Origin of the sequence: Chitinasiproducens palmae, from assembly GCF_900095735.1 — a bacterium.
In the GTDB taxonomy this organism is placed as follows: Bacteria; Pseudomonadota; Gammaproteobacteria; order Burkholderiales; family Burkholderiaceae; genus Chitinasiproducens; species Chitinasiproducens palmae.
On the sequence record NZ_FNLO01000005.1, the window covers coordinates 53554 to 76741 of the forward strand.

Below are 23188 nucleotides of genomic sequence, written 5' to 3' on the forward strand. Positions count from 1 at the left end.
CCCGCATGCCGGCGCTGCCCGCGCCGCGACGTCCGTTGCCCGGGGTTGACGGCATTGGCTGCCTTGCCCTCCTTGGGCTCAATGGGCTCAATGGGCTCATTGGCCGCAAGGGCCGCGAGGACCGCGAGGGCCGCGAGGGCCGCATCGGTCCCATCGGTGCCGCGTTGGTCTGCGCGAGCCTGCTCGTGCAACTCGCCTGGGGCGGCGCCGGGTCGGCGCATGCCGCAACGGGCGCCGTCCCGACGCCGCTGGCGGCGCGTGCCGCTCCCGAGGCAGCCTGGCGCGTTGCGCCGCCTGCCGGCGACGCCGGTCGAACCGCGCTGCGGCGCGTCGACGCCGGCATGAACGAGGAAGTCGTGATGCTGCCGACGCCAGGCGGCGGCATGCTGGAGACCACCTTGTTCCGCCCGGACGGTCCTGGCCCCTTTCCAATCCTGATCTATAACCACGGCAAGGAGCGCGGCCTGCCGGCGCACCAGGCGCGGGCACGACCGCTGCCGGTGGCCCGCGAGTTCGTCTCGCGCGGCTATCTGGTCGCGGTGCCGATGCGGCGCGGCTTTGCGCAGTCGAGCGGCAGCTATGACGAGATGCCATGCGATGCGGCCGAAAACGGCCGACGGCAGGCCGACGACATTGCCGACGCGGTGGCGGCCCTGTCGCGCCTTCCCTATGCCGACGCAGGCCGTATCGTACTGCTCGGCGCATCGTACGGCGGTCTGGCGACGATCGCCTACGCCGACCGCCCGAATTCCGGCGTGCGCGGCGTAATCAACTTCTCGGGCGGCTTGCGCCAGACGGGTTGCGCCGACTGGGAAGCCGACCTGATCGAGGCTTTCAGCCTCTACGGCCGTGCCGCGCGCCTGCCCAGCCTCTGGCTATATGGCGCGAACGATCAACTCTGGCCGCATGGATTGGGCTTCGACATGTTCGCCGCCTATGCGGCCGGCGGCAGCCGGGCGACGCTGGTCGACTTCGGTCCGTACAAGGACGATTCGCATCGTCTGCTCGGCGATCGGGACGGCGTGTCGACCTGGTGGCCGCCGGTGGCGGCATTCCTGACGCGCGTCGGCATGCCGACCGCGCCGCGCTATGCCGTCGACACGCGCCACTCGCCCGCGCCTTCCGGCTATGCGGACGTGCACGATGTCACCGCGCCACCGTTCCTCGATCCTGCCGGACGCTCGGCCTATCTCGACTTCCTGCGCCAGTACCCGTCGCGCGCGTTCGCCTTGTCGGCGAGCGGCGCCTGGGCCTGGGCAGAGGGCGGCGACGACCCGATGTCGGTGGCCCTCGATACCTGCCAGCAACGCAGTCGCGCGCCCTGCCGGCTCTATGCGGTCGACAACGCCGTCGTATGGAACCGCTATGCGGATCCCGGCCGTTGAGTATTTCAGAAGCGGCGGTGCGCCGGGCGGGCGGAATACCATCAACCGCAGGCGCGTGAAACGCCGATGCGCGAATCCCGATGCGGGCGGCCTCTCGCGCCTGTGACCGCGTCCGCCTGGGGCATGGCCCCCGCGCCCGACTGGCGAGGCGAGACGGCGGGCCACGCCGCCTCGGGCGGCAAGCGCGTGCAAGTGTGCCCCTGGGCCGATGAGACTGCCTGGACCGGCTGAGCCGATCGAGCCGGCCCGACGGTCGCACCGCCGCGACGGAGCGCATGCGCCCACAAACCCGCCGGGCAGCCGGCAAGTCGCACTGGTCGACAACGTGCTGCTCGACTAGGCACTGGTCGACGAGGCACTGGTCGACAAGGCATTACCGGCAACATGAGTTTTTGTCCGCCAGACCAGTGTGGCGGCAAGCTGGGCCATACTGTGCCGATGTCACGTTCGTCGCTGCTGCTTTCCCGCCGCCGGTCGACCGCTGCCTGCCAGCGCGAGGCCGAGCGCGACATCGCGTGCATCGTCCCAGCGGTGCTGCCCACCTGCCGGCCATGCGCCCGGCATCCGTGCTGCCCCGCATCCCCGTGCACGCAATATGCGACGGATCACATGGCGGCCCGACAGCGTACCGCGCTGCGCCGGTTGCATCGCACCGGTAATCGAGCGATGCGCGTCCTTTCCGACTGTTCAAAGAGGCTTTCCGCGATATGTCACGCATTGTCACGATTGGCGATACCTTCTCCCATGAACTGCGTTTCACCGCCGATCAGATCCAACGTTTTGCCGAACTGACCGGTGACAGCTTGCCGCTGCACCGCGATCCGTCATATGCCCGCGATCACCGCTTCCCCGGCTTGGTGGTATCGGCTGCCCATCTGAGCGCGCATCTGCTGAGCGCGATCGGCAATCACTTCAACGCATTCGCTCATTCCCTGAATACTCAGCTCGATATCAGATTCGAGCGCGCCATCCTGGCCAACGACACGCTGGTACTGGACTGGCGCGTGACTGACGCGTTCTGGAAGGACAAGCCCGGCGGCGATGTCACCACGCTGGCCCTCGCCGTGCATAATCAGCGCGAGCTGTCCGTTGCGTCGGGAACGGCGACCCTGCTGGTGATGCCGAAGAGCGCGGACCTGAGCAGCGCGGCGGGTGCGCCCTGACGTCTGCGAGCGCGCGAACGCATTGGCGCTGGGCGCGTAGCGGCGTCGGGCCGAGCGCTTCGGTGGGCTACGACGCGCCGATCGGCGAGCCCGCGGACCGTCTACAATAGAACGATCGTTCTTTTATGCCGCGTCCTGGCCGCCTGGGCCGCGACCCGCCCGGAGTTCGCCGATGTCATTGCTAACCGTGTTCGATTCGCTGGTGCTGCCGGTCATCGCCTCGCCGATGTTCATCGTCAGCGGGCCCAAGCTGGTGCTGGCGCAGTGCCGTGCCGGCATCGTCGGCAGCATGCCCGCGCTGAATGCGCGACCGCAGGCGCAGTTGCGCGACTGGCTGGCGGAACTGATCGAATCCCTGGCAGAGGCGCAGCGTGCCCATCCCGATGCGCCGCCGGCACCATTCGCCATCAACCAGATCGTCCACGCCAGCAATGCACGGTTGGAAGCCGACATCAAGACATGTGTCGACTGCCGCGTGCCGATCTGGATCACCAGCCTGCAGGCGCCGCCGCGCGAATTGATCGATGCGGTGCATGCCTATGGCGGCGTGGTCATGCATGACGTGGTCAACCTGCGCCACGCGGAGAAAGCGTTGGCCGCCGGCGTCGACGGCCTGATCGCGGTGGCCGCCGGTGCTGGCGGTCATGCCGGCCGTCTATCGCCGTTCGCGTTGATCGGCGAAATCAGGCGGATTTTTTCTGGCCCGCTTGCCCTGTCGGGCGCCATCGCCAGCGGCGACGCGATTCTAGCGGCGCAGGCGATGGGCGCCGACCTTGCCTATATCGGCACACGTTTCATCGCCAGCGCGGAGGCCACCGCGAGCGATGCCTATCGGCATGGCTTGGTCGATGCGAGCGCGGCCGACATCGTCTATACCGACGCGATCACGGGCGTGCATGGCAACTACCTGAGGGCCAGCCTGCTGGCCAACGGCCTGGACCCGGAGGCCCTGCCTGCCGGCGCCGGCCGCCTGTTGCTGGAGGGAAAGGATGCGAAGGCGTGGCGAGACATCTGGGGCGCGGGCCAGGGGGTCGGCCTGATCGACGATGCGCCGGCCGTGGCCGATATCGTGCAACGGCTTCGCCGCGAGTACGACGCCGCGCGGCGGCGCTTGCTGGGCGCCTGACCTCGATGCCGCTCGAACGACGTGCGCTGCCCGCAGGGATTCGCTGACGGACGTGGCGGATGCGCCGAATGCACCCGACCAGCACCTAGTCAGCGCCTAGTCAGCACCTAAGCAGCACCTAAGCAGCAATTGAGGCGCACCTGTCGGGCGTCGGCTGCGGACGGACCGGTAGCTGCGCCAGGCGCGGCGGGTGAAAGGGAGGCATCGAACCGCTTTGGTGGCGTGCGTGAGCGGAAGCGTCGGCAGTCAGGCTTGCGCCGGATCGTCACGCCAGGGCTGCTAGACCGGTCGCCAGACGGCTTCAGTTGCGATAAATGCTGTCGTAAGACTGCGGATTGTTGACCCACGACGACTCGGCGCCCGCCCCGGCAGACCACCGCCGGGTCTCCGGCGCTTCACCGCGCTCGGCGTTGTAACGGGCGATGTCGGCCCGCAGCGAGCCAACGCGGCCGGTCTCCACACGGGCAGCCGGCGCTGTCGCCGGACGCGTTGCCGCGGCGCGCTGCCTGACCGCCTGCCGCACGGGGGGCTGGACGGCAGGGGCCGGCGCCGACGAGGTTGCGGCTGTATTCGCGCCGACGTCGCGCCGGCGCGCATTCGGCGCGATCGCAGCCGGTGCTGACGCATGGCCGGCACTCGCCGCAAGCGTCGCGGCGGCGCCTGACGCGACCGTCGCACCGCTTGCGGCGGGCGCGACGGCTGGGCCTGCGCGGGATACATCGCTGGCCGACACCGCGTCACGGCTCGGGCCACGCTCGGTCGAGCGAGCATGCGGGGCAATGGCCTGGCTGCGTGTGTTGGCGTCGCCAGCCTCCGGCTCCGTGCCGCTCCGGCTCGCACCATACCAAACGGCGAACGCAATGCCGCCCACTAGCGCGGCAAGGCCGAGCCAATTGACGAGACGGGATTCGCTGGGGCGCAAGGCGACTGACATGATCGACGACAGGCGGCGAGGAGGAGGCGCGGCATCCACCCATGCCGCTGGCTCGAATGTACGGGCGCAGGCAGCCAATGTCGAGCAACAATATGTTGCCATGGTCGGCGCGCTGTAACGTTATGTAACGTCATTGCGCGCCGGCTCCGGCGTTTGCCGAGCGTCTTTGCATTGGCTGGCCTGCGGACTTGAAACCGATATTTGCAAACTCCGTTCCATCCAGAACCGGTTACGAATTCAATTAAATCATCAAAAGAGGAAAATAATGAATTTGTCTTTTCAATTGCGTCGCGCTTAAATACGCTCCTTTCGACGCTCCGCCCTCCCATCATGGCCCGGCCCAAATTTCTTCCTGATAACTTCACCTTGTTGCTGGTCGCGACTGTCGTCATCGCGAGCTTCCTGCCATGTCGAGGCGAAGTGGCAGTGGGTGTGCAGTGGGTTACCAATGTCGCGATCGGGCTGCTGTTCTTTCTGCACGGCGCGAAGCTCTCGCGTGAAGCGCTGTTTGCCGCGGTAACGCACTGGCGCCTGCATTCGCTGATTCTGCTCAGCACCTTCGTGATGTTCCCGCTGCTCGGGCTGGCGCTGCGCCCGTTGCTCGAACCGGTACTGACGCCGGCCCTGTACGCCGGCATCCTGTTCACCTGCACGCTGCCGTCGACGGTCCAGTCGTCCATCGCGTTGACGTCGCTTGCAAAGGGAAACGTGCCGGCCGCCATTTGCAGCGCGTCGGCCTCGACGATGCTCGGCATTTTCATTACGCCGTTCGTTGCCGGCCTGATCCTGTCGACTGGCAACATGATGGCCGGCAGCTCACCGCTGAAAATGCTGGGCGACATCATGATGCAGTTGCTGCTGCCGTTCGTGGCCGGCCAGATTGCGCGCCGCTGGATTGGCGGTTGGGTGGCGCGTCACCGCACCCTGCTGCGCTTCGTCGACCAGGGCTCGATCATCCTGGTGGTGTACGGCGCGTTCAGCGAAGCGGTCATCGAAGGCATCTGGCAACGCGTTTCCGTCACCACGATCATCCTGTTGATCGTCGTGAATCTGGTTTTTCTCGGTATCGCACTGGTCGCGGTCAACCTGGTGACGCGCAAGCTCGGCTTTTCGCGCGCCGACCGTATCACCGCGATGTTCTGCGGCTCGAAAAAGAGTCTGGCGTCGGGCGTCCCGATTGCTCGCGTGCTGTTTTCGCCGCAAGCCGCGGGCATGATCGTGCTGCCGCTGATGCTGTTCCACCAAGTTCAGTTGATGGTCTGTTCGGTGCTCGCGCAACGCTGGGGAGAGCGCGATATGAGCCAGGAGGCCGGCGAGCCGAGCGGCGAACCGATGCCGCACCGGCACTGAAACGTCGGGCCGGCCATAATGGGTCGTGAGGCGCGCTACGCACACCGCTGCGCACACGATATGGAGACCCGGCACCATGGCAGCACCCATCGACGCGGCCAACGCCGCGCCGCAGCAGTCCTCGTCCGCCTCCTCGACTTCCTCCCCGGTTGCCACGACGCACCCGGCCGGGGACAACGTGCGCGTCGCCCCTTCGACGCCCGCGACGACGCGTGCGCCGGGCCACGCGAGAAACGAAGCGCAGACCGCGCCGCCGAGTGAATCGCCAACGGCGGCGCCGGCCGGCACGCCATCCGGCACCTCGGCGGGACGCGCGTTCGCAGTGGACCCGCACACGGTGCAGGACTCGACCGCCGAGGACCGGCACATCGCGGGAGAAGGCACCAGCGAGGCCACGTGGCAGGCATGGGGCGGTCTGGCCACGCTGCCGTCGATCGATCTGTCGTCGTTGCTCGGCGACGCCCGCCGCCTGGTCATCGCCGCCCCCCATCCCGATGACGAAATCCTCGGTGCAGGCGGGCTGATCGCGATGACCCTGGCCCACACCGCGTTACCGATCCGATTGCTTGCCGTCACCGACGGCGGCGGCAGTCATCCTGGCTCTGCGTTGTGGCCGGTGCCGAAACTGTGTGCGACCCGCGCAGGAGAGACCGCCGCCGCCCTGGAGACGATCGCGTCGCGGCTCGGGTGTGCGTCGCGTATCGAAGTCTGCCGGCTCGGCTTTGCGGATGGTAGCGTGACACCCGAAGAAGACGCGCTGACCGAACGCCTTCTCGACACGCTGCGCGAAGGCGACCTGCTGGTCGCGACCTGGGAGCACGACGGCCACCCCGATCACGAGGCACTGGGTCGTGCCGCCCGCGCGGCCGCCCAGGCGAGCAAGGTACGCATGCTCGCCATGCCGGTATGGACGTGGCACTGGGCCGCGGCAGGCGACAGACGCGTGCCGTGGCAACGCGCGATGCGTCTCGATTTGACCGGGCCGGCCGAGTCCGCAAAGCGCGCGGCGGCCCAGTGCTTCGCCTCGCAGCTCGATGAAGACATCAGCACCGGGGCTGCGCCGATCCTGCCGCCGTTCGTGCTGGCCCGGACCCTTCGCTCATTCGAGGTGTATTTCGAATAGCGGCATGCGCGTACAGTTCGACGATTGCTGCACTGCCGACAAGAATCCTTTGCGATAGACGTTATTGGTGGAAGTCGATATGACGATTAAGATTCTCTATATCGAAACGGACAGTCCGTTCCGAATATCAGGAGAACACCATGAAGTCGATCAAGTTCGCAGCCGCCCTCAGCCTGGTCCTTGGCACCCTGTTCAGCGCCTCGTATGCGCAAGCCGCGCCGAAGGCGCAATCGTGCAATGGCGCTCCGAGCCAGTGCCAAACGTTCTTCGGTCAGTAAGCCACATCGTGAGACTGGCTGGCAGCTGATGCCGGCACCGCGCCCCGCCGCAGCCCGCCCATCGCAATGATGACGGCGTCGCGCTGGCGAATGGCACGGCAGTAGTTTGCAAGTTTGCGGGTATGGCGAGCTGTCGGTAGTAGTGGCACGCGGTACTTCGCTAAGCAGTACATATCGAGCAAAGCAGCAAAGCAGCAAAGCAGCAAAGCAGCAAAGCAGCAAAGCAGCAAAGCAGCAAAGTGTAGGTCGACGATTCGCCGTCTTGTCTGTCGCACGCGATGCGACGCAGGCGGCGATCGCCCTTTTCCAGCCGACGCGTTGCCGTTGAAGATGCACGGCACGGCATCCACGCTGTGCGAGACGTGACTCGGCCTCCTCCTCCCTTGACAGTGATCGGCACCGGCTCCGCGCCGGCGTGCAGACGCATATGGCTCGACGCGCCTGCGAACATCGCACACAGGTCCAAGCGCGCCTCCCGTACGCGCGATGCAAGCTGCCCGCAGACAACGTCGCTCAGCTTGCCGTTGGTGGCGTGCGAAACGCGTCCAACACATGCTCGACAAAGCTGCGCACCTTCGGACTGACGAAGCGACGGCTCGGATACACCACAGCCATCGTCACGTCGGCGCCGACCACGGTCCACGGCACCACCAACTGCACCAGGTTGCCTGCGGCCAGATCCGCTTCCACCAACGACGAGGGCAGAATGGCGAACCCCATTCCAACCTGCGCACTTTGATGCAGCATCAGGATGCTGTTGACGGACATGCACGGCGTCAGCGTCACGCGCCTGACTTCTTCGCCATTCTCGAACGACAGCACGCGTCCCTGGACGTCGGTGGCAATGTAGGCGTGCGCGCCGAGGTCCTCGGGGCTGACCGGTGCGCCAGCTTCGCGCAGGTAGTCGCGCGACGCGACAACGATGCTGCCGGTGCGCCGCAGATGTCGGATTACGAGCGTTTCGGAACTGATCAGGTCGGTCGGCACGATGCCGACGTCGAACCCTTCCTCGACCAGGTCAAAAGGCCGGTCGATGAGGGTCAGGCTGATCTCGACATGCGGGAAGCGCTTGCGATACGAAGCGAGCACCGGGCCAAGCCGCAGCAGCGCGAAGGAATTGGACGCCGCCACGCGCAGCACACCGGCCATAGCCTGCGAGGCACGCGCGACATTGGCCTCGATCTCGTCGAGCTGTTCGAGCAGCGCCCGGCAGCCGCCGAGATACTGATCGCCGGCTTCGGTCAGCGAGACCCGGCGCGTGGTGCGATTCAGCAGCCTGACGTTCAGGTGCGACTCGAGCGCCGCGACGCTGCGCGTCACTACGGGCACCGATAGCCCAAGCTGTTCACCGGCACGGGTGAAATTGCCGGTCTCGGCCACGCGGGCGAAGATCCGCATCGCCTGTATCAAGTCCACCTTGCTTCCACCAGTCGTTTGCGAGACAGACAATCTAACAGTATCCGGCTGCGGCCGAAGGCGACCTCGTCTGCTGTCCGGCGACTCGGGACACCGGGCCGTCGCGTCCCCCTGCCCTCAGTGCCCTGTCCGGCCAGGACACCCCGGCGGCGTAACGCGCGCCACCCAATGCGCCGAGCGGCGCGGGGTCGGATCCGCTCTTGCCGATGACCCACGCCGCCAACGCACCGGAACAGAAATAGCGCTGGCAAGTGACGACGCGTCGGCGTCGCGGCTCGAGGCCTCGTGCATTCGCTTCGCGCATTCGGGTTTGCGTCTGCTGGCCGACTGCTGGCCTAACTGCCGGCGTGCGAGTCATGCCTCATGCGTCGGCGCGTCGGCGCGCCGGGGCGCCGGTCCTGATGGCGGAACGTGCTCAGACGATGCCATCAGCGACGCAGCCCCCTACCCCGCCGGTGCCCCAGTCGCGCATCGATACCGCATCAATGCTCCATCAATACCGCATCAATATGTATCCCGGGCGGTTTCGCCCTGCAGGCTGTAGGACATGCCGTTGGCCCGCTCGCCCTGCGCAACCGGATTGACCACGGCGCGGCGCTGATACGCGCCCTGGCTCGGATAGGTGTTGTAGTCGTCGGCGGGTACCCAGCCAGCCGCTTCGGCTGCGACCAGTTCCGCACGCACTTCTGCGCGCGTCTTCGGGGCGTTGCCGGCCGTCTGCGCGACACCCTGTTGCGTGGACCTGGCCGCGGCTGCGGCTACCGCGCGCTGCGTGGCGACAGGATAGGTTGCATATTCGTTGCCGGGGAGACCGGCTGCCTCCGCGCGCGCCAGGTCCGCCTGGACATCGGCACGGCTGAGACCTTGTGCAAAACCGGGCACAGCATAGGCAGCGCCGACCAGAGTGAGCAAGGCAATCGAGCGCTTGTTCATTGAAACCTCCTGAGTGTTATCGGGACGACGGAAGATGCCGCGTCCGTGTAAACCACTATAGAGGATGAACTATCAACAATTGAAACCGATTGCCTTAATTGATTATTGCCGCGTTTGAACAGAGTTGGCCGGCGCCATTCCATGGCTCTCTGCACCATATCTCATGCAAATGGCGCAAGCCCGTACGCCGCCTCACCGCTCGCTACAGTCCGGAATGACGCTCACCCCAAGCGACGCGACCGACTGCCGCGCATCATGCAAGACGTCAGGCAGGCACTGCACAGCAGCCTGCACCGCGCCGAGCGCGCGCGGCAGCATCTCACAGGCGCCCTTCAGCCTCGCTCGCAGGGCGTGATCGCTGGCGATGTCACCGCTCTGGCAGCGTGGCGTCTGAGGCGCCTCAGGCCCTCAGACGCCGCCGGACACCGCCGAACGCTCGCCAAAACGCGGGTCGATCGACGTCGCGACCACCCGGCCTTTCCGAACACCGCAATAAGTGCGAACCGTGCGCCATTCCCAACTGCCGCGCAGTCGCACCTTGCCGCGCATCGTAATGCGCTTGGTGATCGCGACAGGCCGGCCGGCACTGAAAATGTAGTCGTCGGTGCTGATTTGAGCACGCAGGATGCTGCGGTCCATGTTCACCAGGCGATCGTACCGTTTGCTGCGTGCGGCGGCCTTGTTGAGCGCCACCGCGCATTCGGCCACATCCGGCTGCACCTTCAGCGTTTTCAGCAGGTAGTGGCGGTAAGCCTGGCTGTTTTGCTCGGCGGCCGTCGACGATGCCGCTGCGGCAAGCAGCAGCGGAACAAGGACAAGGGTGGCAACGACGTGTTTCGCAGTCATCGGATACGGCAATTGGAAAGCGCCCGGGCGCCGGCAAGGGACTCGCCAGCAAGGGGGCAGTTAAACAACGTGCGGCTCATCGCATCCGCAACGCTGCGGGCACGGTGGGCACACTTGCTGCTCCAGTGTCGTGCGAGCGCCGGTCGCGGCGCCGCGACCTCGGAGACACACGATGAAACGCACGTATTCCGCCAGCCGCTCGACGCTTACGCTGCTCGTCGCCGTCCTGGCGAGTCTCGGCAGCACCTTCGCCACGTCCGCGAACGCGCAGGACAGCAAGCAGAACAAGATGGCCGAGTGCAATCATGCCTCGGCTGGCAAGACCGGCGCCGATCGGCAAGCCTTCATGAGCGCCTGCCTGTCGAAGCCCACTTCGCCGCAGGCGCGGATGAAGGTCTGCAACCAGCGCGCAACCGGCAAGAAAGGCGACGACCGTCGCGAGTTCATGAGCGCGTGCCTGCGCAACGACGGCTGACGTCAGCGAGGCGCCGGTGCGTCGCGCTCACCACGCGCCGGCGCAGGCTTGCCAAAGCCGGGACGCGAGGTCAGCGTCGGCACGCGACGTAAAGATCGCGGCCCGCGCTGTCGTCTCGCTGCAAGACGTCGTAGCCGGTGCTGCCGCATGCCACCTGGGCCTGACGGTCACAGTCCGCCCAACCGCCGCTGTTACAGCTCAGATGCGTGGTCGGACGTCCGTCCGACGTGAACAACGGCGGCGCCGAGCCACAGCCGGCCAATGCCAGCACAGGCAGCGCTGCCAGCAACAAGGTCTTCTTCAACGTCTGTTCTCCGTGTCACGGCGGTCCGCGACCGCCACGCGGGCTTCATCCTAATCGAGACCAGGCGTGACGGTCCAGCATCCTGGGCCGTGATGGCGCCGTGGGCACGCAGCGAAACCGCGCGTCGTGCCGGCCTTGCATCCGCGCAGCAGGGCGACAGCGGAATGCCAGCGCAATCATGCGGCGCAATCGGGCGTCGCAATCAGGCGTCGCGAGCCGCTACCGGCGCGGCCGCGCTTGCTGGGTCGCCGTACCCTGCGCGCGCCCTTTCCACTGCCCGCCGCGGCCGAGCCAATGCCGCCGCGCCGAATCCAGTGTCGCGCCCAGATAGAACAGCGCCACGCCCGGTAACAGCCAGGCCAGCAGACCGGCTTGCCCGTAGTAGCGCAGCGTCGGCCGATAGGCACACACCATCAGGATCCACGCGAGCGCCGCCGGCCACGTCCATATCGCGCCCGACAGCGCGCCGGTCACCGTCAATACCGGCGGCACCAGATAGGTGAGCGTCATGGCCAGCACCGTCCCGGCCAACGCCCACCGGGAATAATGCAGCTGTGTGTACGCAGTGCGGGCGATCATGTCCCAGATCGGTCGCCATCCGTCGTATGGGCGCAACGAAACCGCGGCACGGCTAAGGTCCAGCCGGATCGGGCCGTGCCGCTTGAGCGCCGCGGCCAATGCGCAGTCGTCGATCAACGCATCATGGATCGCACGCATCTGCCCGATACGATCGAGCGCCGCGCGGCGCACCAGCAGGCAGCCACCGGCCGCTCCGGCAGTCCGTTTGCGTGCGTCGGCCACCCATTGGAACGGGTAGAGCTTCGCGAAGAAAAACACGAAGGCGGGGATCAGCAGCCGTTCCGCCGGCGATGCGGTGCGCAGGCGGACCATCTCCGAAACCAGGTCGCGCCCTTCGGCGCGGGCAAGCGCAACCAGTCCTGCCAGGGCTGCCGGCGGATGACCGATATCCGCATCGGTCAGCCACACGTACTCGGCGTCTGGCAGGAGCGCGGCGACGGCCTCGACACCCTGCTGCTGCGCCCAGACCTTGCCGCTCCAGCCGGGCGGCAGCGGTTGCGCGGAGACGATGTGCAACCGATCCTCACGTCCGCACGCTGCCGCGGCGGCGCGCGCGAGCGCCGCCGTGCCGTCATCGCTGTGGTCATCGACCAGGATCACCCGAAATTCGCCCGAATACGCTTGAGTCAGAAGCGAGGTCACCGCCTCGGCCACCACTTCGGCTTCATTGCGCGCCGGCACCACCGCCACCACGGCTGGCCAGTCGGTCGGCGGCGCCGCGGCCGCCGGCAATCGGACGCGCCAGAAGCCGCCGCGCAGGCAGAGCAGGCCGAGCCAGATCGACAGGGACAGCAGGGAAACGACGAAAGGCCAGGACATGGTGGGGGCGAGCGACGGAACCGTCCGCATGCTCGCACAGATGACCGATTCGCGCAGTGCCGGACGGCTTGCGACGCAGTGCGCACCGAGGTCGACGGCAGTTGGGTATCGACGGTCGGTGGCGCGACGGTCGGTGGCGCGGCGGTCAGTGGCGCAGGGGCCGGTGAGCAGGAGCGCCGTGCGTCGCGATCTGGATGGATGCACGATGCATGGGCATCTCTGCCGCGGACGGATACCGCGCACCCGCCCTTGCGCCTCGCATGGCGCCCGCTGCCCGCTATCGGCAAATGCAAAACGGGCGCGCCAGCGGAAGTCCGCCAGCGCGCCCGTCATATGGCGCACCCTGTCAGTGCCGGCTTACCAGCGGCCGGGGCCGCCACCGCCGGGGCCGCCACCAGGACCACCACCGCCGCCGCCAGGGCCGCCGCCGTGATAGCCACCACCGCCGCCACCGCCCGGGGGCGGTCCCCACCACCAGCAGCCACCAAGACCCGCCGTGGCGGCGACCATCGCCAATACGATCAGCTTCTTCATAACGTCCTCCAACTAACGAATGTCCAACCGACGCGGCCCGTCAAGGCCGCAGGCCGGCCCGCTCATGCAGGCGCGGCACGCATACAGCACGGGTGCGACGGACGCACCGCCGGTACCCGGCTGCTGTTTACCGGCCCATCGGCGGCGGCGGCGGCGCGTAATGCACCGGGCGCGGCGCCATACGGTGGCGCGGCACCCAGCAGTGGCGCTCGGCGTGACCATGGACATGCACGATCCGGCACTGGCGACGCGGTGCCGCCTCGGCGGCAACCGGCGCCAGGGCGCCAGCAAGGGTCGTGGCCGAAGCTGCGAGCAGGATGAATTTCTTGAGTGACATGGTGTTCTCCTTCTTGTCCCGTTGTGAGATGAAGCGTAGCAAGCGCCTTGGTAAGACGACGTTTCGAAGATGTAACAAGATCGCCGTTTTGATTGCACAGGCAAGTGCCGTACCGGGCTTTGGCGAACCGCGGCATTGCCCGGAAACGGCAACCGGTCGAGACGGAGCGTCGAAGGCGGGAACAACTCGCGCGGCAGCACGGAGCGGGCGCCAGAAGCGTCCCGCGGCGACCCGCGGCGACCCCGCGACAAATTCGTCGCAGGCTGCCTCCGCCCCGCCGCGCAGAAGATTCACGGCTGTCTTGCGACCGCTCCGGCCCGAAATCCGCACTGATTGGCGGTTGGCAACGGCGGGTGCCGCGCGTGCCGCGGGAAGGGCTGCCCGCGCATGCCGCGGCGAGCCCGGCCGGGCATGGTGGAAAGCAGACATGCGCCCCGGCACCAAGGGCCACGCCGGCCAAGGGGGCGACGCTGACGGCGTCAGTGCCATGTTCGCCGGCACGACATGCGCGACGGTGTTCGATCTCCGCGTGTGCGCAAGTCGGTGGGATCGGCGCGACTCGGTCAGTCGATGGCCGGCGGGCGCGCCGCGACATAGATGGCGGCGGTGCGAACTGCGACTCGTTGGCCACCGTACCCGTCGCCTGTCGGACCAAGCAGCGCAGGTGTCAGGTGGCAGGTGGCAGGTAGCGGGGTGCCGGCAACAGCCGCTTTTCAGCCGAGCAGTTCGACCCGTCCGTCGTCCAGATGGTAGTACGCACCGACCACCCTCACCTTGCCCTCGGCCACCGGATCGCTTAGCACGTCGTCGGTCTCGCGCAGCCGTCGCGCCACCCGCCGCACATTCTCCTTCACGGCGTTGGCGACCAGGTCGCCGGGCATGCGTTGGGCGGCCAGCACGGCCGGAATGATCGGCGCCACCATCTCGCCGATGGCGCCGGGAAAATGAGCATCCTCTGTCACCACCTTCACCGCCGCCTGCACCGCGCCGCAGCGCTCGTGGCCCAGCACCATCACCAGCGGGCAACCCAATTCAGCCACGCCGTATTCGACGGAGCCAAGACCGCTGCGGTCGAGCGTGTTACCGGCCACCCGGACGATGAACAGATCGCCGAGGCCGCGGCCGAACAGCAGTTCCGGCGGCACACGGCTGTCCGAGCAGCCGATCAGGACCGCGAACGGCGCCTGGCCCTGCGCAAGCGCCAGTCGGCGCGCCCGGTCGATCAACGGCGTGCCGCGATTGCCCTCGACGAAATTGGCGTTGCCCTCCATCAACGCCGCTAGCGCATGGTCCGCGTCGAGGGTTGTATGCGGACCGCCGGCGGCACGTGCCCGCGGCGCAACGCCAAAGCCGGCGAACATCGCCGTGCAACCGCAGGCCGCGAGGAACCGGCGCCGCGGCGCGACCGCGCCGGCATCGACATTTCGTTTAGCGACTTCGCTGACCATGCCGCACTCCGTGCATCAAATTTTGTTGTCGTGGCAGCCTCCACGCCGTTACCGAAAGCGCGGCCGCGCCCAAGCATACCCGCGTTATGTGACATTTCGACCATCTTCGTCCGATCGCTTCGGGTTTGCTCTAGAATCATTTGCTTGCTGCCGCTTCGGGCCCCGATGCCGCCCGGCAAATCATTTCGTGCTCCGTGTCGTTGCCCGCTGCGATGGACCTGAATCAACACCTGTTTCTGCTGATCAATTCGTGTCACGTCAATGGATTCACCGTTGGCCTTGCACGCTTTTTCGCCGAAGTACCGATCTATCTGTCCGCAGCGCTGCTGGTGGGTAACTGGTTGCTTGCCCGGCCGCAGGAACGCGGGCCTGCGCTGGCGATTCCGTGCGCGGCGGTCATCCTGATCGTGATGCACACCCTGATACGCCATCACTGGTATCACCCGCGCCCGTTCGCGATCGGCATGGGCTGCGCGTTCCTGACCCACGACCCGAACAGCTCGTTCCCAAGCAATCACCTCGGCATCATCTTCGCGTGTGCAACGGCTGCCGTGCTCCTGCCGCGGTTCCGCCAGGTGGCCATTGCGGTGTTCGTGTTGTGTCTCCCGATTGCCTGGTCGCGCATCTTCGCTGGCGTGCATTGGCCGTACGATATGTTCGGCGCCATCGTCACCGGGGGGATTTCGGGACTGCTCGGCCACGCGGTGGTACGTGCCGTCATCGCGCGTCGCCAGCAGGCGCCACGACAGGCAGCGCGCGTCGCCGCCCGGGTTCGCCAGCGCGGTCCGCACTGACGCAATCCGTATAAGGCGGTCCGTGCGGCTCAGTCCGCTGCGGCCTGCCGAAAGGGGCGGCTTAGATAGCGCGAGCCCGCTACCCCGAAACGCCAGCGGACGTCGACCGCCTTCGACAAGCCGATCCGCGGACCGCTGACCACCGTCGGGCGGCAGCCATCGTCGAGCAACTCGAACGGTGGCGCGTCGACCGGCAGGCCATCGTGCTCACGCGTGACGCCCAGGGCCTGCGCCACTCGCCCCGGACCGGCGCACAGCAGCAACGGGCTGTCGAGCCCCCGCCGCGTCCGCATCCGGTCGATTCCGTCGGTCGGCTCCAACGCACGAATCAAGACCCCAGCGCCCTGTCCGGCCGGACGGCAGACGATGTTCAGGCACCAGTGGATGCCGTAAGAGCGATACACGTAGACGTGCCCGGACGGCCCAAACATCGACGCATTGCGCGGCGTCTGACCGCCGAAACAGTGCGACGCCGGATCGTCGCCGTCGTACGCTTCCGTCTCGACAATGCGGCCGCCGACGCCATCGACCCGCAGGATCAGACCGAGCAGCGCCTGTGCCGCCTCGACCGGCGCGCCATCCAGGTCGAGCCGCGCAGGCAATCCGGCCTCCGCTACCGGTGTCGACCGTGCCATCGCGTGCTCCGGCTTGATGTTCTCGCGCATCGTCGCGGTTCCTTTCCTCAAGATCTGTAGCGCAAACCGCCGCGCATCAGTGGCGACGGTTTGCCCATCGTTTGCAAATGGGCGCCACTGTATTGCCGTTCACTGGCTGCCAAATTTTTCACTGCCTTGTCGAAATCGCTTTCAAACAGGCGATCCTGCGCAATTCTGTACTTCTCGAATTCACTTTCCGCATGCGTCTGGGCAAGTTTTGCAGAAATCTTGCCGCTGTTCTGGAGCATTTCCCGTTCATCAAATTCGAGGAAGGCGTCCAGCCGCTTGGACCAGTCTTCCATGCTCATGGGGATTTTGCGGCGGGCACGATCCTCGGCCAGTTCCAGGTAGGCGTTGACGATACGGCCCAATGAATCCAACTCGTCCTTGGCCAAGTAAGTCTTGGCCACGGCCACGTCGGTTTTCAGGATCGTGCCTTCGGGCGCGCTCGCCCAGGGAGTCAGCCCCATACGCGGCTTGCTGCTATCAGCCCGCTTACGGATCAACTCTGCAGCAGTATGGCCGTGGATCGCAGAGTGAAGTGTGTTCTGTACTTGGGCGAAGACGGCCTTGGTTGTCGGTGCGTCCTTGTTGTAATCCACGCTGGTGGCGTAGATGTCGGTGATCTTCTGGTAGAAGCGTCGCTCGCTGAGGCGGATCTCGCGAATTTCTTCCAGCAGACGCTCGAAGTAATCCTCGCCCAGGAAGCTGCCGTTTTCCATACGCTTGCGATCCAGCACATAGCCCTTGATGGCGAACTCACGCAGCACGCCGGTCGCCCACTGGCGGAACTGCGTTGCGCGTAGGGAATTGACCCGGTAGCCGACGGAAATGATGGCGTCGAGATTGTAGAAGTCCACCGCCCGGGACACCTCCCGCTGGCCCTCCTGCTGAACTATCCGGAATTTCCGGATAGTTGCCTGGGGCGTGAGCTCATGACTGGCAAAGATGTTCTTCAAGTGCTCGCTGACGGTGCGCACATCCACCCCGAACAACTCGGCCATCAGCTTCTGCGAGAGCCACAAGGTTTCGTCCTCATAGCGAGCTTCGATGCTCTGTTCGCCGGCCTGGCCAGTGAAGATCAGAGACTCGGCTGTGCTGTTGCGGATCAATTTTTTGCTAGTCATACCAAGTCTCTCCACGTGGTCTGTACGTCGACCAAGCACGCTTCAACGCCCGTGCGATAACTCTGGCCGGTTACACCCGCCCACCCACCCCTTTGAAGTTTTCGACGAACGCGGCGATCTGCTGGAAGACGCTTTGCTTTTTTGTCGGGTACTCCGGATTGAGCGGGCTCATCTTAGGCACGAGGGCATTGCGTTCGGTGCCGTTCTCGCTGGCAAAGTTACGTCTAAGTGAGGCGCTGATGTACGTCTGGTGCGCAAATCGGAGCTGATGCTGGCGCAGTGGAAGGATGTGCATGTGGACGAAGGCGAATGGCACATCCCAATCGAGATTTCCAAGACCGGCAAGCCGGACATCGTCTACCTGTCCATCCAGGCGCCAACCCTGTTCAAGGAGCTCAAGCCGCTCGCCGGCAGCAGCGACTGGGTGTTACAGGCACATCGGCAGACTTCAGTGCACGTCCACAGACCCCATCTCACTTCCCGATACAAAACCGGCTGAAAATCACGCCGAGCAAATCGTCGCTGGTGAAGGCGCCGGTGATTTCGCCGAGCCGTTGCTGGGCGAGTCGCAGTTCCTCGGCGAACAGGTCCAGCGCTCCGGCGCGCAGGGCGGCGTGCTCGGCGGCGAGATCGAGGTGGGTGGCGGCCGCCGCGAGGGCCTGCAGGTGTCGTTCGCGGGCAATGAACACGCCTTGGGTGTCGCCGCGTGAGCCGGTCGCGTCGAGCAGCGCGGCGCGCAGCAGCGCTATGCCGTCGCCGGTACGGGCCGACAGGCTGATCTCCTCGATGGCGCCGTCGCGTGCTGGATCGAGTGGGCGACGCGCTGGCAGGCTGCCGGTCAGGTCGATCTTGTTGACAACGCGCAGTACCGGCGTGGCGTCCGGCAGGCGCGCCGCGATCTCGCGGTCCGCGGCCGATCCGGCCGCGGACCCGGGCGCAGCGGCCGGCGGCATCCGCTGGGCATCGACCGGCGCACTCAGCATGCCGCTTACCGGACTGTCTGCGGCGCGGTCGAGCAGATGCAGTACGACGTCGGCCTTCTCGATCGCCTGCCATGAACGGGCAATGCCGATCTTCTCGACCTCGTCGTTCGTCTCGCGCAGACCGGCCGTGTCGACGATGTGCAGCGGAATGCCATCGATCTGGATGGTCTGTTCGACGCGATCGCGCGTGGTGCCCGCGATCGGGGTGACGATGGCAAGCTCGGCGCCGGCCAGTGCGTTGAGCAGCGACGACTTGCCCACATTGGGCTGGCCGGCCAGCACGACGGTCAGGCCGTCGCGCAGCAATGCGCCCTGCCGGGCTTCGCCGCGCACCTCGTGCAACGCGGCGATCACGCGGGCGAGCCGGCCGCGCGCGTCCGCTGCCTCCAGGAAATCGATCTCCTCCTCGGGAAAATCCAGCGTCGCCTCGACCAGCATGCGCAGGTCGATCAATTCGTCGACCAACGCTTCGATGCGGGCCGAGAAAGCGCCGGCCAGCGAGCGGCTCGCCGAGCGCGCGGCGGCTTCGGTACTGGCCTCGATCAGGTCGGCGACCGCTTCGGCCTGCGCGAGATCCAGCTTGTCGTTCAGGAACGCGCGTCGCGTGAATTCTCCCGGGTCGGCCAGGCGCAGGCCCAGCTCGCGGCCTGCCGCAAGGCAGCTGCGCAGCAGCAACTGCATGACCACGGGTCCGCCGTGTCCCTGGAATTCCAGCACCGTCTCCCCGGTGTACGAGTGCGGCGCCGGAAAATGGAGCGCAATGCCCCGGTCGAGCACGTCGCCGCTCTCGACGTCATGGAACGGAACGTAGCTGGCCTGGCGCGGCGTCAGTTGCCGGCCGGCGATGGCCTGCATCAGTCCGGCCGCGGCGGCGCCCGCGCGCCCCAGGGAAATGCGCACGACGCCGATGCCGCCTTGGCCGGTGGCCGTGGCGATTGCAACGATCGGGTCGTACTCCAGCGAAATCTCGTTCATGTGATACGCGTCTGGCCGCGCGGCGCCGGGACGTCGCAGGCATTGCGGATGCCGCCGTCACGAATGTTTGCAAGCTATTCGTAGCGATGACTTCGGCGGCGTCGGCTTGCATCGGCTAGCGTCAGGCAATGCCGATTCCGGTGCGCCAAAAAAAAGCCGTTGCCAGGGGAAAGAGGCAACGGCGCAAATTGTAGCGCCAGCCGATCGCCCTCGTTGCCAGCACCACAGCAGGAAGTGTAGCGAGGCCACCGACTCATGTAAACCGTTTGAGATACATTTATCTTTTCAAGATAAATCCCGCGTTGGCGCCCGTGCAGAATCCGGCCCATGTCCAAGTCAGACGAAAGAGCGGCGTTCTCCAAACGGCTGGAGCACGAGCTGGCGCGCCTGCCCGAAAAGGTACGCGGCCCGACGCAGCTCGCCAACCAATTCAATCTGCGCCATCAAGGCGAGCGGCAGATCACCGCGCAGACCGCCGACAAATGGCTGAAGGCACGGGCGATCCCGAATGAGGAAAACCTGGCGACGCTCTGCACGTGGTTCGGGGTCCGCTACGAATGGATGCGGCACGGCGTCCTGCCGCGCGAGGTGCCAGTCGACCCATTGGCCTATCCGCTCTCGTATGAGAGTCTGCTGATCGCGCGCCAGTTCGAAACGCTGGACCCTGAACAGCGCTTTCTGGTCGGCGAAATGATCAAGCAGCTCTACACCAAGAAGCCGCCGACCCCGGACGGCGGCTGAGGCCCCGCCCCTCGTCCAAAAACAAAACGCCGCCCGGTTCCTCACCGGGCGGCGTTTTTCATCTCGGACGCCCGTGCACGGGCGCCGCGGACTCAGGCAGCCTTCTTCTTGCGCTCGCCGTGCATCACGCGCGTGATGTACCACTGCTGCGCAATCGACAGCACGTTGTTCACGACGTAGTACAGCACCAGGCCGGCCGGGAAGAAGAAGAACATCACCGAGAAGGCCAGCGGCATGAACAGCATCATCTTGGCCTGGACGGGGTCCGGCGGCGTCGGATTGAGCTTGGTCTGCACGAACATCGAGATCGTCATCAGGATCGGCAGGATGAAATACGGATCCTGCTGCGACAGATCATGGATCCACAGCACCCACGGCGCCGCGCGCATTTCAACCGACGACAGCAGCACCCAGTACAGCGAGATGAAGACGGGGATCTGCACGACCACGGGCAGACACCCGCCAAGCGGGTTGACCTTGTGCGTCTTGTACAGCTCCATCATTGCCGGGTTCAGCTTGGTCGGCTCGTCCTTGTAGCGCTCGCGCAGCGCCTGCAGGCGGGGCGTCAGTTCCTTCATCCGCGCCATCGACTTGTAGCTGGCGGCGGAGAGCGGGAAGAACACCGCCTTGATCAGCAGCGTCAGCACGACGATCGACCAGCCCCAGTTGCCCAGGTAGCTGTGGATCTTTTCGAGCAGCCAGAACAGCGGCTTGGCGATGATCGTCACCCAGCCGTAGTCCTTGACCAGCTCCAGGCCCGGGGCGACGCCTTCGAGCATGCGCTCTTCCTCGGGGCCCGCGAACAGCCGTGCCTTCACGTCCGCGCTGGCGCCCGGCTGGATCGCCGTGACCGGCAGCTTGTAGCCGACGCGGTACAGCGACGCATCGGTTTTGCCGACGTAGACATCGCGCGCGGCGCCCTGCGTGGGGATCCACGCCGATGCGAAGTAATGCTGCACCATCGCGATCCAGCCGTTGTCCGCCTGGCGCGCGTAGTCGGCCTTGCCCTTGTCGACGTCGCTGAACGAGATCTTCTGGAAGTGGTCCTGCGAGGTGTAGACCGCCGGTCCGATGAAGGTATGCGAGAAGCGCGGCGTTTCCACCGGCGTATCGTCGCGCACCAGTTCCATGTAGACGGTCGGCTGCACCGGCTGGGTGCCGACGTTCTCGATGCGCTGGTCGACGCCGATCACGTAGCTGCCGCGCGTGAACGTGTAGGTCTTCACCAGCTTGACGCCGCCGACGTCCGGCGATTCAAGCCTGACCTGCAGGGTCTGCTGTCCCGGTTCGAGCGTGCGCGGGCCCGGCGCCACCGAGAACAACGTCGTATGGTTCGGGAAGTTGCCGCCGATCAGGCCGGTACGCGCCAGATACGTGTGGTTGGGCGTCTGGTCGAACAGCGTGATGTACAGGTCGGGCTGCTTGCCTTCGTTCTGCTTGACCAGCGAAAGCCGCGTCACGGTGCCGCCGAGCGTGTCGATGTCGCCATCGAAGACGTCGGTCTTGATGTGGATCTTCTCGCCGCGCGAAGCGGTCTGCTCGCCGGCGGTCGGCGCGGGCACGCTGCCCGGCGCGCCGCTCGGCACGTCGCCGGCGTGCGGCGCGGCAGCGCCATTGGCCGGCTTGCCGTTCCCCGCGACGGCCTTGGTCGGCACGGCGCTCGGGAAGAACATCGAGCCATGGCCGTTGAAGCGCTGCCAGTTATCGTATAGGAGCGCGAGCGAAACGACGAAGATCACCCAAAGAAAGGTGCGTTTGATTTCCATGCGTTGCCTCGAAGCCGAGCTTATCGGGGACCGACTCGATCGGGGGGCGGAACCGGGTCGACCCCGCCTGACGAAAAGGGATGGCAGCGACAAAGTCGCTTGACGGCCAGATACGTGCCGCGCGCGGCGCCATGATACTGGATTGCCTCGCGCGCGTAATCGGAGCAGGACGGATAAAAGCGGCAGCGCTCGCCGAGCAGGGGACTGACGGTGAGCTTGTAGACGCGCAGCAGCGCGATCATCACGCCGGACATCGATGGTCCTGGACCCATGGCGTCACTCCGCACGTGGCTCGCGCCGCGGCGGCGCGGTGCCCTGGCGGCGCCGGAGCTGCGCAAGCGACTGCTCGAACAGCGTCTCGATCTCCGCCCGGCAAGCCGCGCGCAACGGCGCCGCGGCGGCACTACCGAACTGCGCCGCGTCGAAGCGCCGCTGCATTCTCAGCAGCACGTCGAAGCCGGCGAGCTCGGCGCGCCGCATCCGGAACGCCTCGCGCGTCAGGCGCCGGATCAGATTGCGCGTGGCGGCGTGTGGCGCGGCCTTCTTGCCGGCCACCAGCCCGAGACGCGCCGCCTGCCCGGTCGGGCGCAGGTACAGCACGAAGTGGTCGGAACGCCGCCAGGGCCGCAAACGAAAAACGGATGAGAACTCATCCGTTTTCAGAAGGCGTGCGCTGCGCGGAAAGGCGTGCTCACCCCGCTGCGGCACCGCCGGCGGGTTGCTCTCCGAGCGGTGCGGGGACAGGCCCATTCCCGCCTCGTGCATCGTGTCCGGCATCGATTCGCTCGCGGACCGCGCGTGCCCGGCATCCTGCGTCACCGCGGTGCCTGCCGCGTCGGCGGCGAACGCCGCGACGTTCAGACGGCCAGGCGCTTGCGGCCCTTCGCGCGACGGGCGTTGATTACCTTGCGGCCGCCGACGGTCTTCATGCGGACGCGGAAACCGTGGGTACGCTTACGGCGCGTGACGGAAGGCTGGTAAGTACGTTTCATGTTGTGCTCGCTGAGAAATTCGTGGCGCCGGCTCAAGGTCCACCGCGCCTGCCGTCGGGAGTGACGGGCAGACGCCAGGCGGTTGCGACCGTGCCGCTGGCCCG

At 66.4% G+C, this 23188-nt stretch carries 26 protein-coding genes; 10 read left to right on the top strand and 16 right to left on the bottom strand.

What is annotated here, in order from left to right; all coding sequences use genetic code 11:
- Positions 1 to 35: 35 nt before the first annotated feature.
- From BLU54_RS09700 to BLU54_RS09710, 3 genes are all read left to right on the top strand, one after another.
- On the top strand, positions 36 to 1385 hold the full coding sequence (locus BLU54_RS09700) for a dienelactone hydrolase family protein (RefSeq protein ID WP_170845095.1): 1350 nt from the start codon (positions 36 to 38) through the stop codon (positions 1383 to 1385).
- 707 nt (positions 1386 to 2092) lie between these two features.
- Positions 2093 to 2548 carry a MaoC family dehydratase gene (locus BLU54_RS09705; RefSeq protein WP_091907536.1) on the top strand — a complete coding sequence of 152 codons (456 nt, stop codon included), beginning with the start codon at positions 2093 to 2095 and terminating at the stop codon, positions 2546 to 2548.
- A gap of 172 nt (positions 2549 to 2720) precedes the next feature.
- Positions 2721 to 3674 (top strand): NAD(P)H-dependent flavin oxidoreductase, encoded by a 954-nt coding sequence (locus tag BLU54_RS09710; RefSeq protein WP_091907539.1) that lies wholly within the window; start codon positions 2721 to 2723, stop codon positions 3672 to 3674.
- A 301-nt stretch (positions 3675 to 3975) separates the two neighbouring features.
- Here BLU54_RS09710 and BLU54_RS09715 read toward each other — a convergent pair whose 3' ends face one another.
- Positions 3976 to 4608 (bottom strand): hypothetical protein, encoded by a 633-nt coding sequence (locus BLU54_RS09715; protein ID WP_091907541.1) that lies wholly within the window; start codon positions 4606 to 4608, stop codon positions 3976 to 3978.
- 330 nt (positions 4609 to 4938) lie between these two features.
- On the opposite strand from BLU54_RS09715, the gene BLU54_RS09720 reads away from it, so the two are divergent.
- The 3 genes from BLU54_RS09720 to BLU54_RS23685 all read left to right on the top strand — a co-directional run bounded on the left by BLU54_RS09720 (position 4939) and on the right by BLU54_RS23685 (position 7359).
- The gene (locus tag BLU54_RS09720) at positions 4939 to 5958 is read left to right on the top strand and encodes a bile acid:sodium symporter family protein (protein WP_091907543.1); all 1020 of its coding nucleotides are present in this window, start codon (positions 4939 to 4941) and stop codon (positions 5956 to 5958) included.
- A 76-nt stretch (positions 5959 to 6034) separates the two neighbouring features.
- Positions 6035 to 7081 (top strand): PIG-L deacetylase family protein, encoded by a 1047-nt coding sequence (locus BLU54_RS09725; RefSeq protein WP_211435327.1) that lies wholly within the window; start codon positions 6035 to 6037, stop codon positions 7079 to 7081.
- Between the two features lie 140 nt (positions 7082 to 7221).
- Positions 7222 to 7359 carry a hypothetical protein gene (locus BLU54_RS23685; protein ID WP_170845096.1) on the top strand — a complete coding sequence of 46 codons (138 nt, stop codon included), beginning with the start codon at positions 7222 to 7224 and terminating at the stop codon, positions 7357 to 7359.
- Between the two features lie 513 nt (positions 7360 to 7872).
- On the opposite strand, the gene BLU54_RS09730 is transcribed toward BLU54_RS23685, so the two are convergent.
- The 3 genes from BLU54_RS09730 to BLU54_RS09740 all read right to left on the bottom strand — a co-directional run bounded on the left by BLU54_RS09730 (position 7873) and on the right by BLU54_RS09740 (position 10554).
- Positions 7873 to 8775 carry a LysR family transcriptional regulator gene (locus tag BLU54_RS09730; protein WP_139169604.1) on the bottom strand — a complete coding sequence of 301 codons (903 nt, stop codon included), beginning with the start codon at positions 8773 to 8775 and terminating at the stop codon, positions 7873 to 7875.
- A 504-nt stretch (positions 8776 to 9279) separates the two neighbouring features.
- Positions 9280 to 9708 (bottom strand): DUF4148 domain-containing protein, encoded by a 429-nt coding sequence (locus BLU54_RS09735; RefSeq protein WP_139169607.1) that lies wholly within the window; start codon positions 9706 to 9708, stop codon positions 9280 to 9282.
- A 408-nt stretch (positions 9709 to 10116) separates the two neighbouring features.
- A complete protein-coding gene (locus tag BLU54_RS09740) occupies positions 10117 to 10554 on the bottom strand; it encodes a BspC domain-containing protein (protein WP_091907547.1) in 438 nt (145 codons plus the stop codon).
- 172 nt (positions 10555 to 10726) lie between these two features.
- Here BLU54_RS09740 and BLU54_RS09745 point away from each other — a divergent pair, with 172 nt between their 5' ends.
- The gene (locus BLU54_RS09745) at positions 10727 to 11029 is read left to right on the top strand and encodes a PsiF family protein (protein WP_091907549.1); all 303 of its coding nucleotides are present in this window, start codon (positions 10727 to 10729) and stop codon (positions 11027 to 11029) included.
- Positions 11030 to 11099: 70 nt separating this feature from the next.
- Here BLU54_RS09745 and BLU54_RS09750 read toward each other — a convergent pair whose 3' ends face one another.
- The 4 genes from BLU54_RS09750 to BLU54_RS09765 all read right to left on the bottom strand — a co-directional run bounded on the left by BLU54_RS09750 (position 11100) and on the right by BLU54_RS09765 (position 15050).
- Positions 11100 to 11333: a hypothetical protein gene (locus BLU54_RS09750; protein WP_235837878.1), complete on the bottom strand. Its 234-nt coding sequence runs from the start codon at positions 11331 to 11333 to the stop codon at positions 11100 to 11102.
- Between the two features lie 219 nt (positions 11334 to 11552).
- Positions 11553 to 12731 carry a glycosyltransferase gene (locus tag BLU54_RS09755; RefSeq protein ID WP_091908003.1) on the bottom strand — a complete coding sequence of 393 codons (1179 nt, stop codon included), beginning with the start codon at positions 12729 to 12731 and terminating at the stop codon, positions 11553 to 11555.
- Positions 12732 to 13392: 661 nt separating this feature from the next.
- On the bottom strand, positions 13393 to 13602 hold the full coding sequence (locus BLU54_RS09760) for a hypothetical protein (protein ID WP_139169610.1): 210 nt from the start codon (positions 13600 to 13602) through the stop codon (positions 13393 to 13395).
- Positions 13603 to 14315: 713 nt separating this feature from the next.
- Positions 14316 to 15050, bottom strand: coding sequence for a carbonic anhydrase (locus BLU54_RS09765; RefSeq protein WP_091907552.1), 735 nt, complete (start codon positions 15048 to 15050; stop codon positions 14316 to 14318).
- 212 nt (positions 15051 to 15262) lie between these two features.
- Between BLU54_RS09765 and BLU54_RS09770 the strand changes: the two genes are divergently transcribed.
- Positions 15263 to 15844, top strand: coding sequence for a phosphatase PAP2 family protein (locus BLU54_RS09770; protein WP_091907554.1), 582 nt, complete (start codon positions 15263 to 15265; stop codon positions 15842 to 15844).
- 29 nt (positions 15845 to 15873) lie between these two features.
- On the opposite strand, the gene BLU54_RS09775 is transcribed toward BLU54_RS09770, so the two are convergent.
- The 3 genes from BLU54_RS09775 to BLU54_RS23980 all read right to left on the bottom strand — a co-directional run bounded on the left by BLU54_RS09775 (position 15874) and on the right by BLU54_RS23980 (position 17922).
- The gene (locus BLU54_RS09775; protein WP_091908005.1) at positions 15874 to 16479 is read right to left on the bottom strand and encodes a DNA-3-methyladenine glycosylase; all 606 of its coding nucleotides are present in this window, start codon (positions 16477 to 16479) and stop codon (positions 15874 to 15876) included.
- Positions 16480 to 16526: 47 nt separating this feature from the next.
- Positions 16527 to 17627 (bottom strand): virulence RhuM family protein, encoded by a 1101-nt coding sequence (locus BLU54_RS09780; protein ID WP_211435328.1) that lies wholly within the window; start codon positions 17625 to 17627, stop codon positions 16527 to 16529.
- Between the two features lie 70 nt (positions 17628 to 17697).
- On the bottom strand, positions 17698 to 17922 hold the full coding sequence (locus BLU54_RS23980) for a type I restriction endonuclease subunit R, EcoR124 family (protein WP_235837880.1): 225 nt from the start codon (positions 17920 to 17922) through the stop codon (positions 17698 to 17700).
- Here BLU54_RS23980 and BLU54_RS09790 point away from each other — a divergent pair, their 5' ends adjacent.
- Positions 17923 to 18126 carry a hypothetical protein gene (locus BLU54_RS09790; protein WP_235837881.1) on the top strand — a complete coding sequence of 68 codons (204 nt, stop codon included), beginning with the start codon at positions 17923 to 17925 and terminating at the stop codon, positions 18124 to 18126.
- Here the strand turns inward: BLU54_RS09790 and mnmE are convergent.
- The gene (gene mnmE, locus BLU54_RS09795; protein WP_091907555.1) at positions 18101 to 19585 is read right to left on the bottom strand and encodes a tRNA uridine-5-carboxymethylaminomethyl(34) synthesis GTPase MnmE; all 1485 of its coding nucleotides are present in this window, start codon (positions 19583 to 19585) and stop codon (positions 18101 to 18103) included. The two genes, BLU54_RS09790 and mnmE, sit on opposite strands and share 26 nt — an antisense overlap.
- Positions 19586 to 19912: 327 nt before the next feature.
- Here mnmE and BLU54_RS09800 point away from each other — a divergent pair, with 327 nt between their 5' ends.
- Entirely contained in the window at positions 19913 to 20326 is a 414-nt protein-coding gene (locus tag BLU54_RS09800; protein WP_091907557.1) for a hypothetical protein, read from the top strand.
- 92 nt (positions 20327 to 20418) lie between these two features.
- Here the strand turns inward: BLU54_RS09800 and yidC are convergent, their stop codons facing one another.
- From yidC to rpmH, 4 genes are all read right to left on the bottom strand, one after another.
- Complete coding sequence (gene yidC, locus BLU54_RS09805) at positions 20419 to 22092, bottom strand: membrane protein insertase YidC (protein WP_091907559.1); 1674 nt, start codon at positions 22090 to 22092, stop codon at positions 20419 to 20421.
- Between the two features lie 20 nt (positions 22093 to 22112).
- Complete coding sequence (yidD, locus tag BLU54_RS09810) at positions 22113 to 22346, bottom strand: membrane protein insertion efficiency factor YidD (RefSeq protein WP_091907561.1); 234 nt, start codon at positions 22344 to 22346, stop codon at positions 22113 to 22115.
- 22 nt (positions 22347 to 22368) lie between these two features.
- Positions 22369 to 22869 (bottom strand): ribonuclease P protein component, encoded by a 501-nt coding sequence (gene rnpA, locus BLU54_RS09815; protein ID WP_091908007.1) that lies wholly within the window; start codon positions 22867 to 22869, stop codon positions 22369 to 22371.
- Positions 22870 to 22949: 80 nt separating this feature from the next.
- Complete coding sequence (gene rpmH, locus BLU54_RS09820; protein WP_091908010.1) at positions 22950 to 23084, bottom strand: 50S ribosomal protein L34; 135 nt, start codon at positions 23082 to 23084, stop codon at positions 22950 to 22952.
- Positions 23085 to 23188: the final 104 nt, after the last annotated feature.

Bases quoted from the DNA above. Each gene is read 5' to 3' on its own strand.
- BLU54_RS09705 (WP_091907536.1), top strand. From the start codon at position 2,093: ATGTCACGCATTGTCACGATTGGCGATACCTTCTCCCATGAACTGCGT.
- BLU54_RS09710 (WP_091907539.1), top strand. From the start codon at position 2,721: ATGTCATTGCTAACCGTGTTCGATTCGCTGGTGCTGCCGGTCATCGCC.
- BLU54_RS09715 (WP_091907541.1), bottom strand. From the start codon at position 4,608: ATGTCAGTCGCCTTGCGCCCCAGCGAATCCCGTCTCGTCAATTGGCTC.
- BLU54_RS09720 (WP_091907543.1), top strand. From the start codon at position 4,939: ATGGCCCGGCCCAAATTTCTTCCTGATAACTTCACCTTGTTGCTGGTC.
- BLU54_RS09725 (WP_211435327.1), top strand. From the start codon at position 6,035: ATGGCAGCACCCATCGACGCGGCCAACGCCGCGCCGCAGCAGTCCTCG.
- BLU54_RS23685 (WP_170845096.1), top strand. From the start codon at position 7,222: ATGAAGTCGATCAAGTTCGCAGCCGCCCTCAGCCTGGTCCTTGGCACC.
- BLU54_RS09735 (WP_139169607.1), bottom strand. From the start codon at position 9,708: ATGAACAAGCGCTCGATTGCCTTGCTCACTCTGGTCGGCGCTGCCTAT.
- BLU54_RS09740 (WP_091907547.1), bottom strand. From the start codon at position 10,554: ATGACTGCGAAACACGTCGTTGCCACCCTTGTCCTTGTTCCGCTGCTG.
- BLU54_RS09745 (WP_091907549.1), top strand. From the start codon at position 10,727: ATGAAACGCACGTATTCCGCCAGCCGCTCGACGCTTACGCTGCTCGTC.
- BLU54_RS09755 (WP_091908003.1), bottom strand. From the start codon at position 12,731: ATGTCCTGGCCTTTCGTCGTTTCCCTGCTGTCCCTGTCGATCTGGCTC.
- BLU54_RS09760 (WP_139169610.1), bottom strand. From the start codon at position 13,602: ATGTCACTCAAGAAATTCATCCTGCTCGCAGCTTCGGCCACGACCCTT.
- BLU54_RS09765 (WP_091907552.1), bottom strand. From the start codon at position 15,050: ATGGTCAGCGAAGTCGCTAAACGAAATGTCGATGCCGGCGCGGTCGCG.
- BLU54_RS09770 (WP_091907554.1), top strand. From the start codon at position 15,263: ATGGACCTGAATCAACACCTGTTTCTGCTGATCAATTCGTGTCACGTC.
- BLU54_RS09775 (WP_091908005.1), bottom strand. From the start codon at position 16,479: ATGGCACGGTCGACACCGGTAGCGGAGGCCGGATTGCCTGCGCGGCTC.
- BLU54_RS09780 (WP_211435328.1), bottom strand. From the start codon at position 17,627: ATGACTAGCAAAAAATTGATCCGCAACAGCACAGCCGAGTCTCTGATC.
- BLU54_RS23980 (WP_235837880.1), bottom strand. From the start codon at position 17,922: ATGCACATCCTTCCACTGCGCCAGCATCAGCTCCGATTTGCGCACCAG.
- mnmE (WP_091907555.1), bottom strand. From the start codon at position 19,585: ATGAACGAGATTTCGCTGGAGTACGACCCGATCGTTGCAATCGCCACG.
- BLU54_RS09800 (WP_091907557.1), top strand. From the start codon at position 19,913: ATGTCCAAGTCAGACGAAAGAGCGGCGTTCTCCAAACGGCTGGAGCAC.
- yidC (WP_091907559.1), bottom strand. From the start codon at position 22,092: ATGGAAATCAAACGCACCTTTCTTTGGGTGATCTTCGTCGTTTCGCTC.
- yidD (WP_091907561.1), bottom strand. From the start codon at position 22,346: ATGTCCGGCGTGATGATCGCGCTGCTGCGCGTCTACAAGCTCACCGTC.
- rnpA (WP_091908007.1), bottom strand. From the start codon at position 22,869: ATGCCGGACACGATGCACGAGGCGGGAATGGGCCTGTCCCCGCACCGC.
- rpmH (WP_091908010.1), bottom strand. From the start codon at position 23,084: ATGAAACGTACTTACCAGCCTTCCGTCACGCGCCGTAAGCGTACCCAC.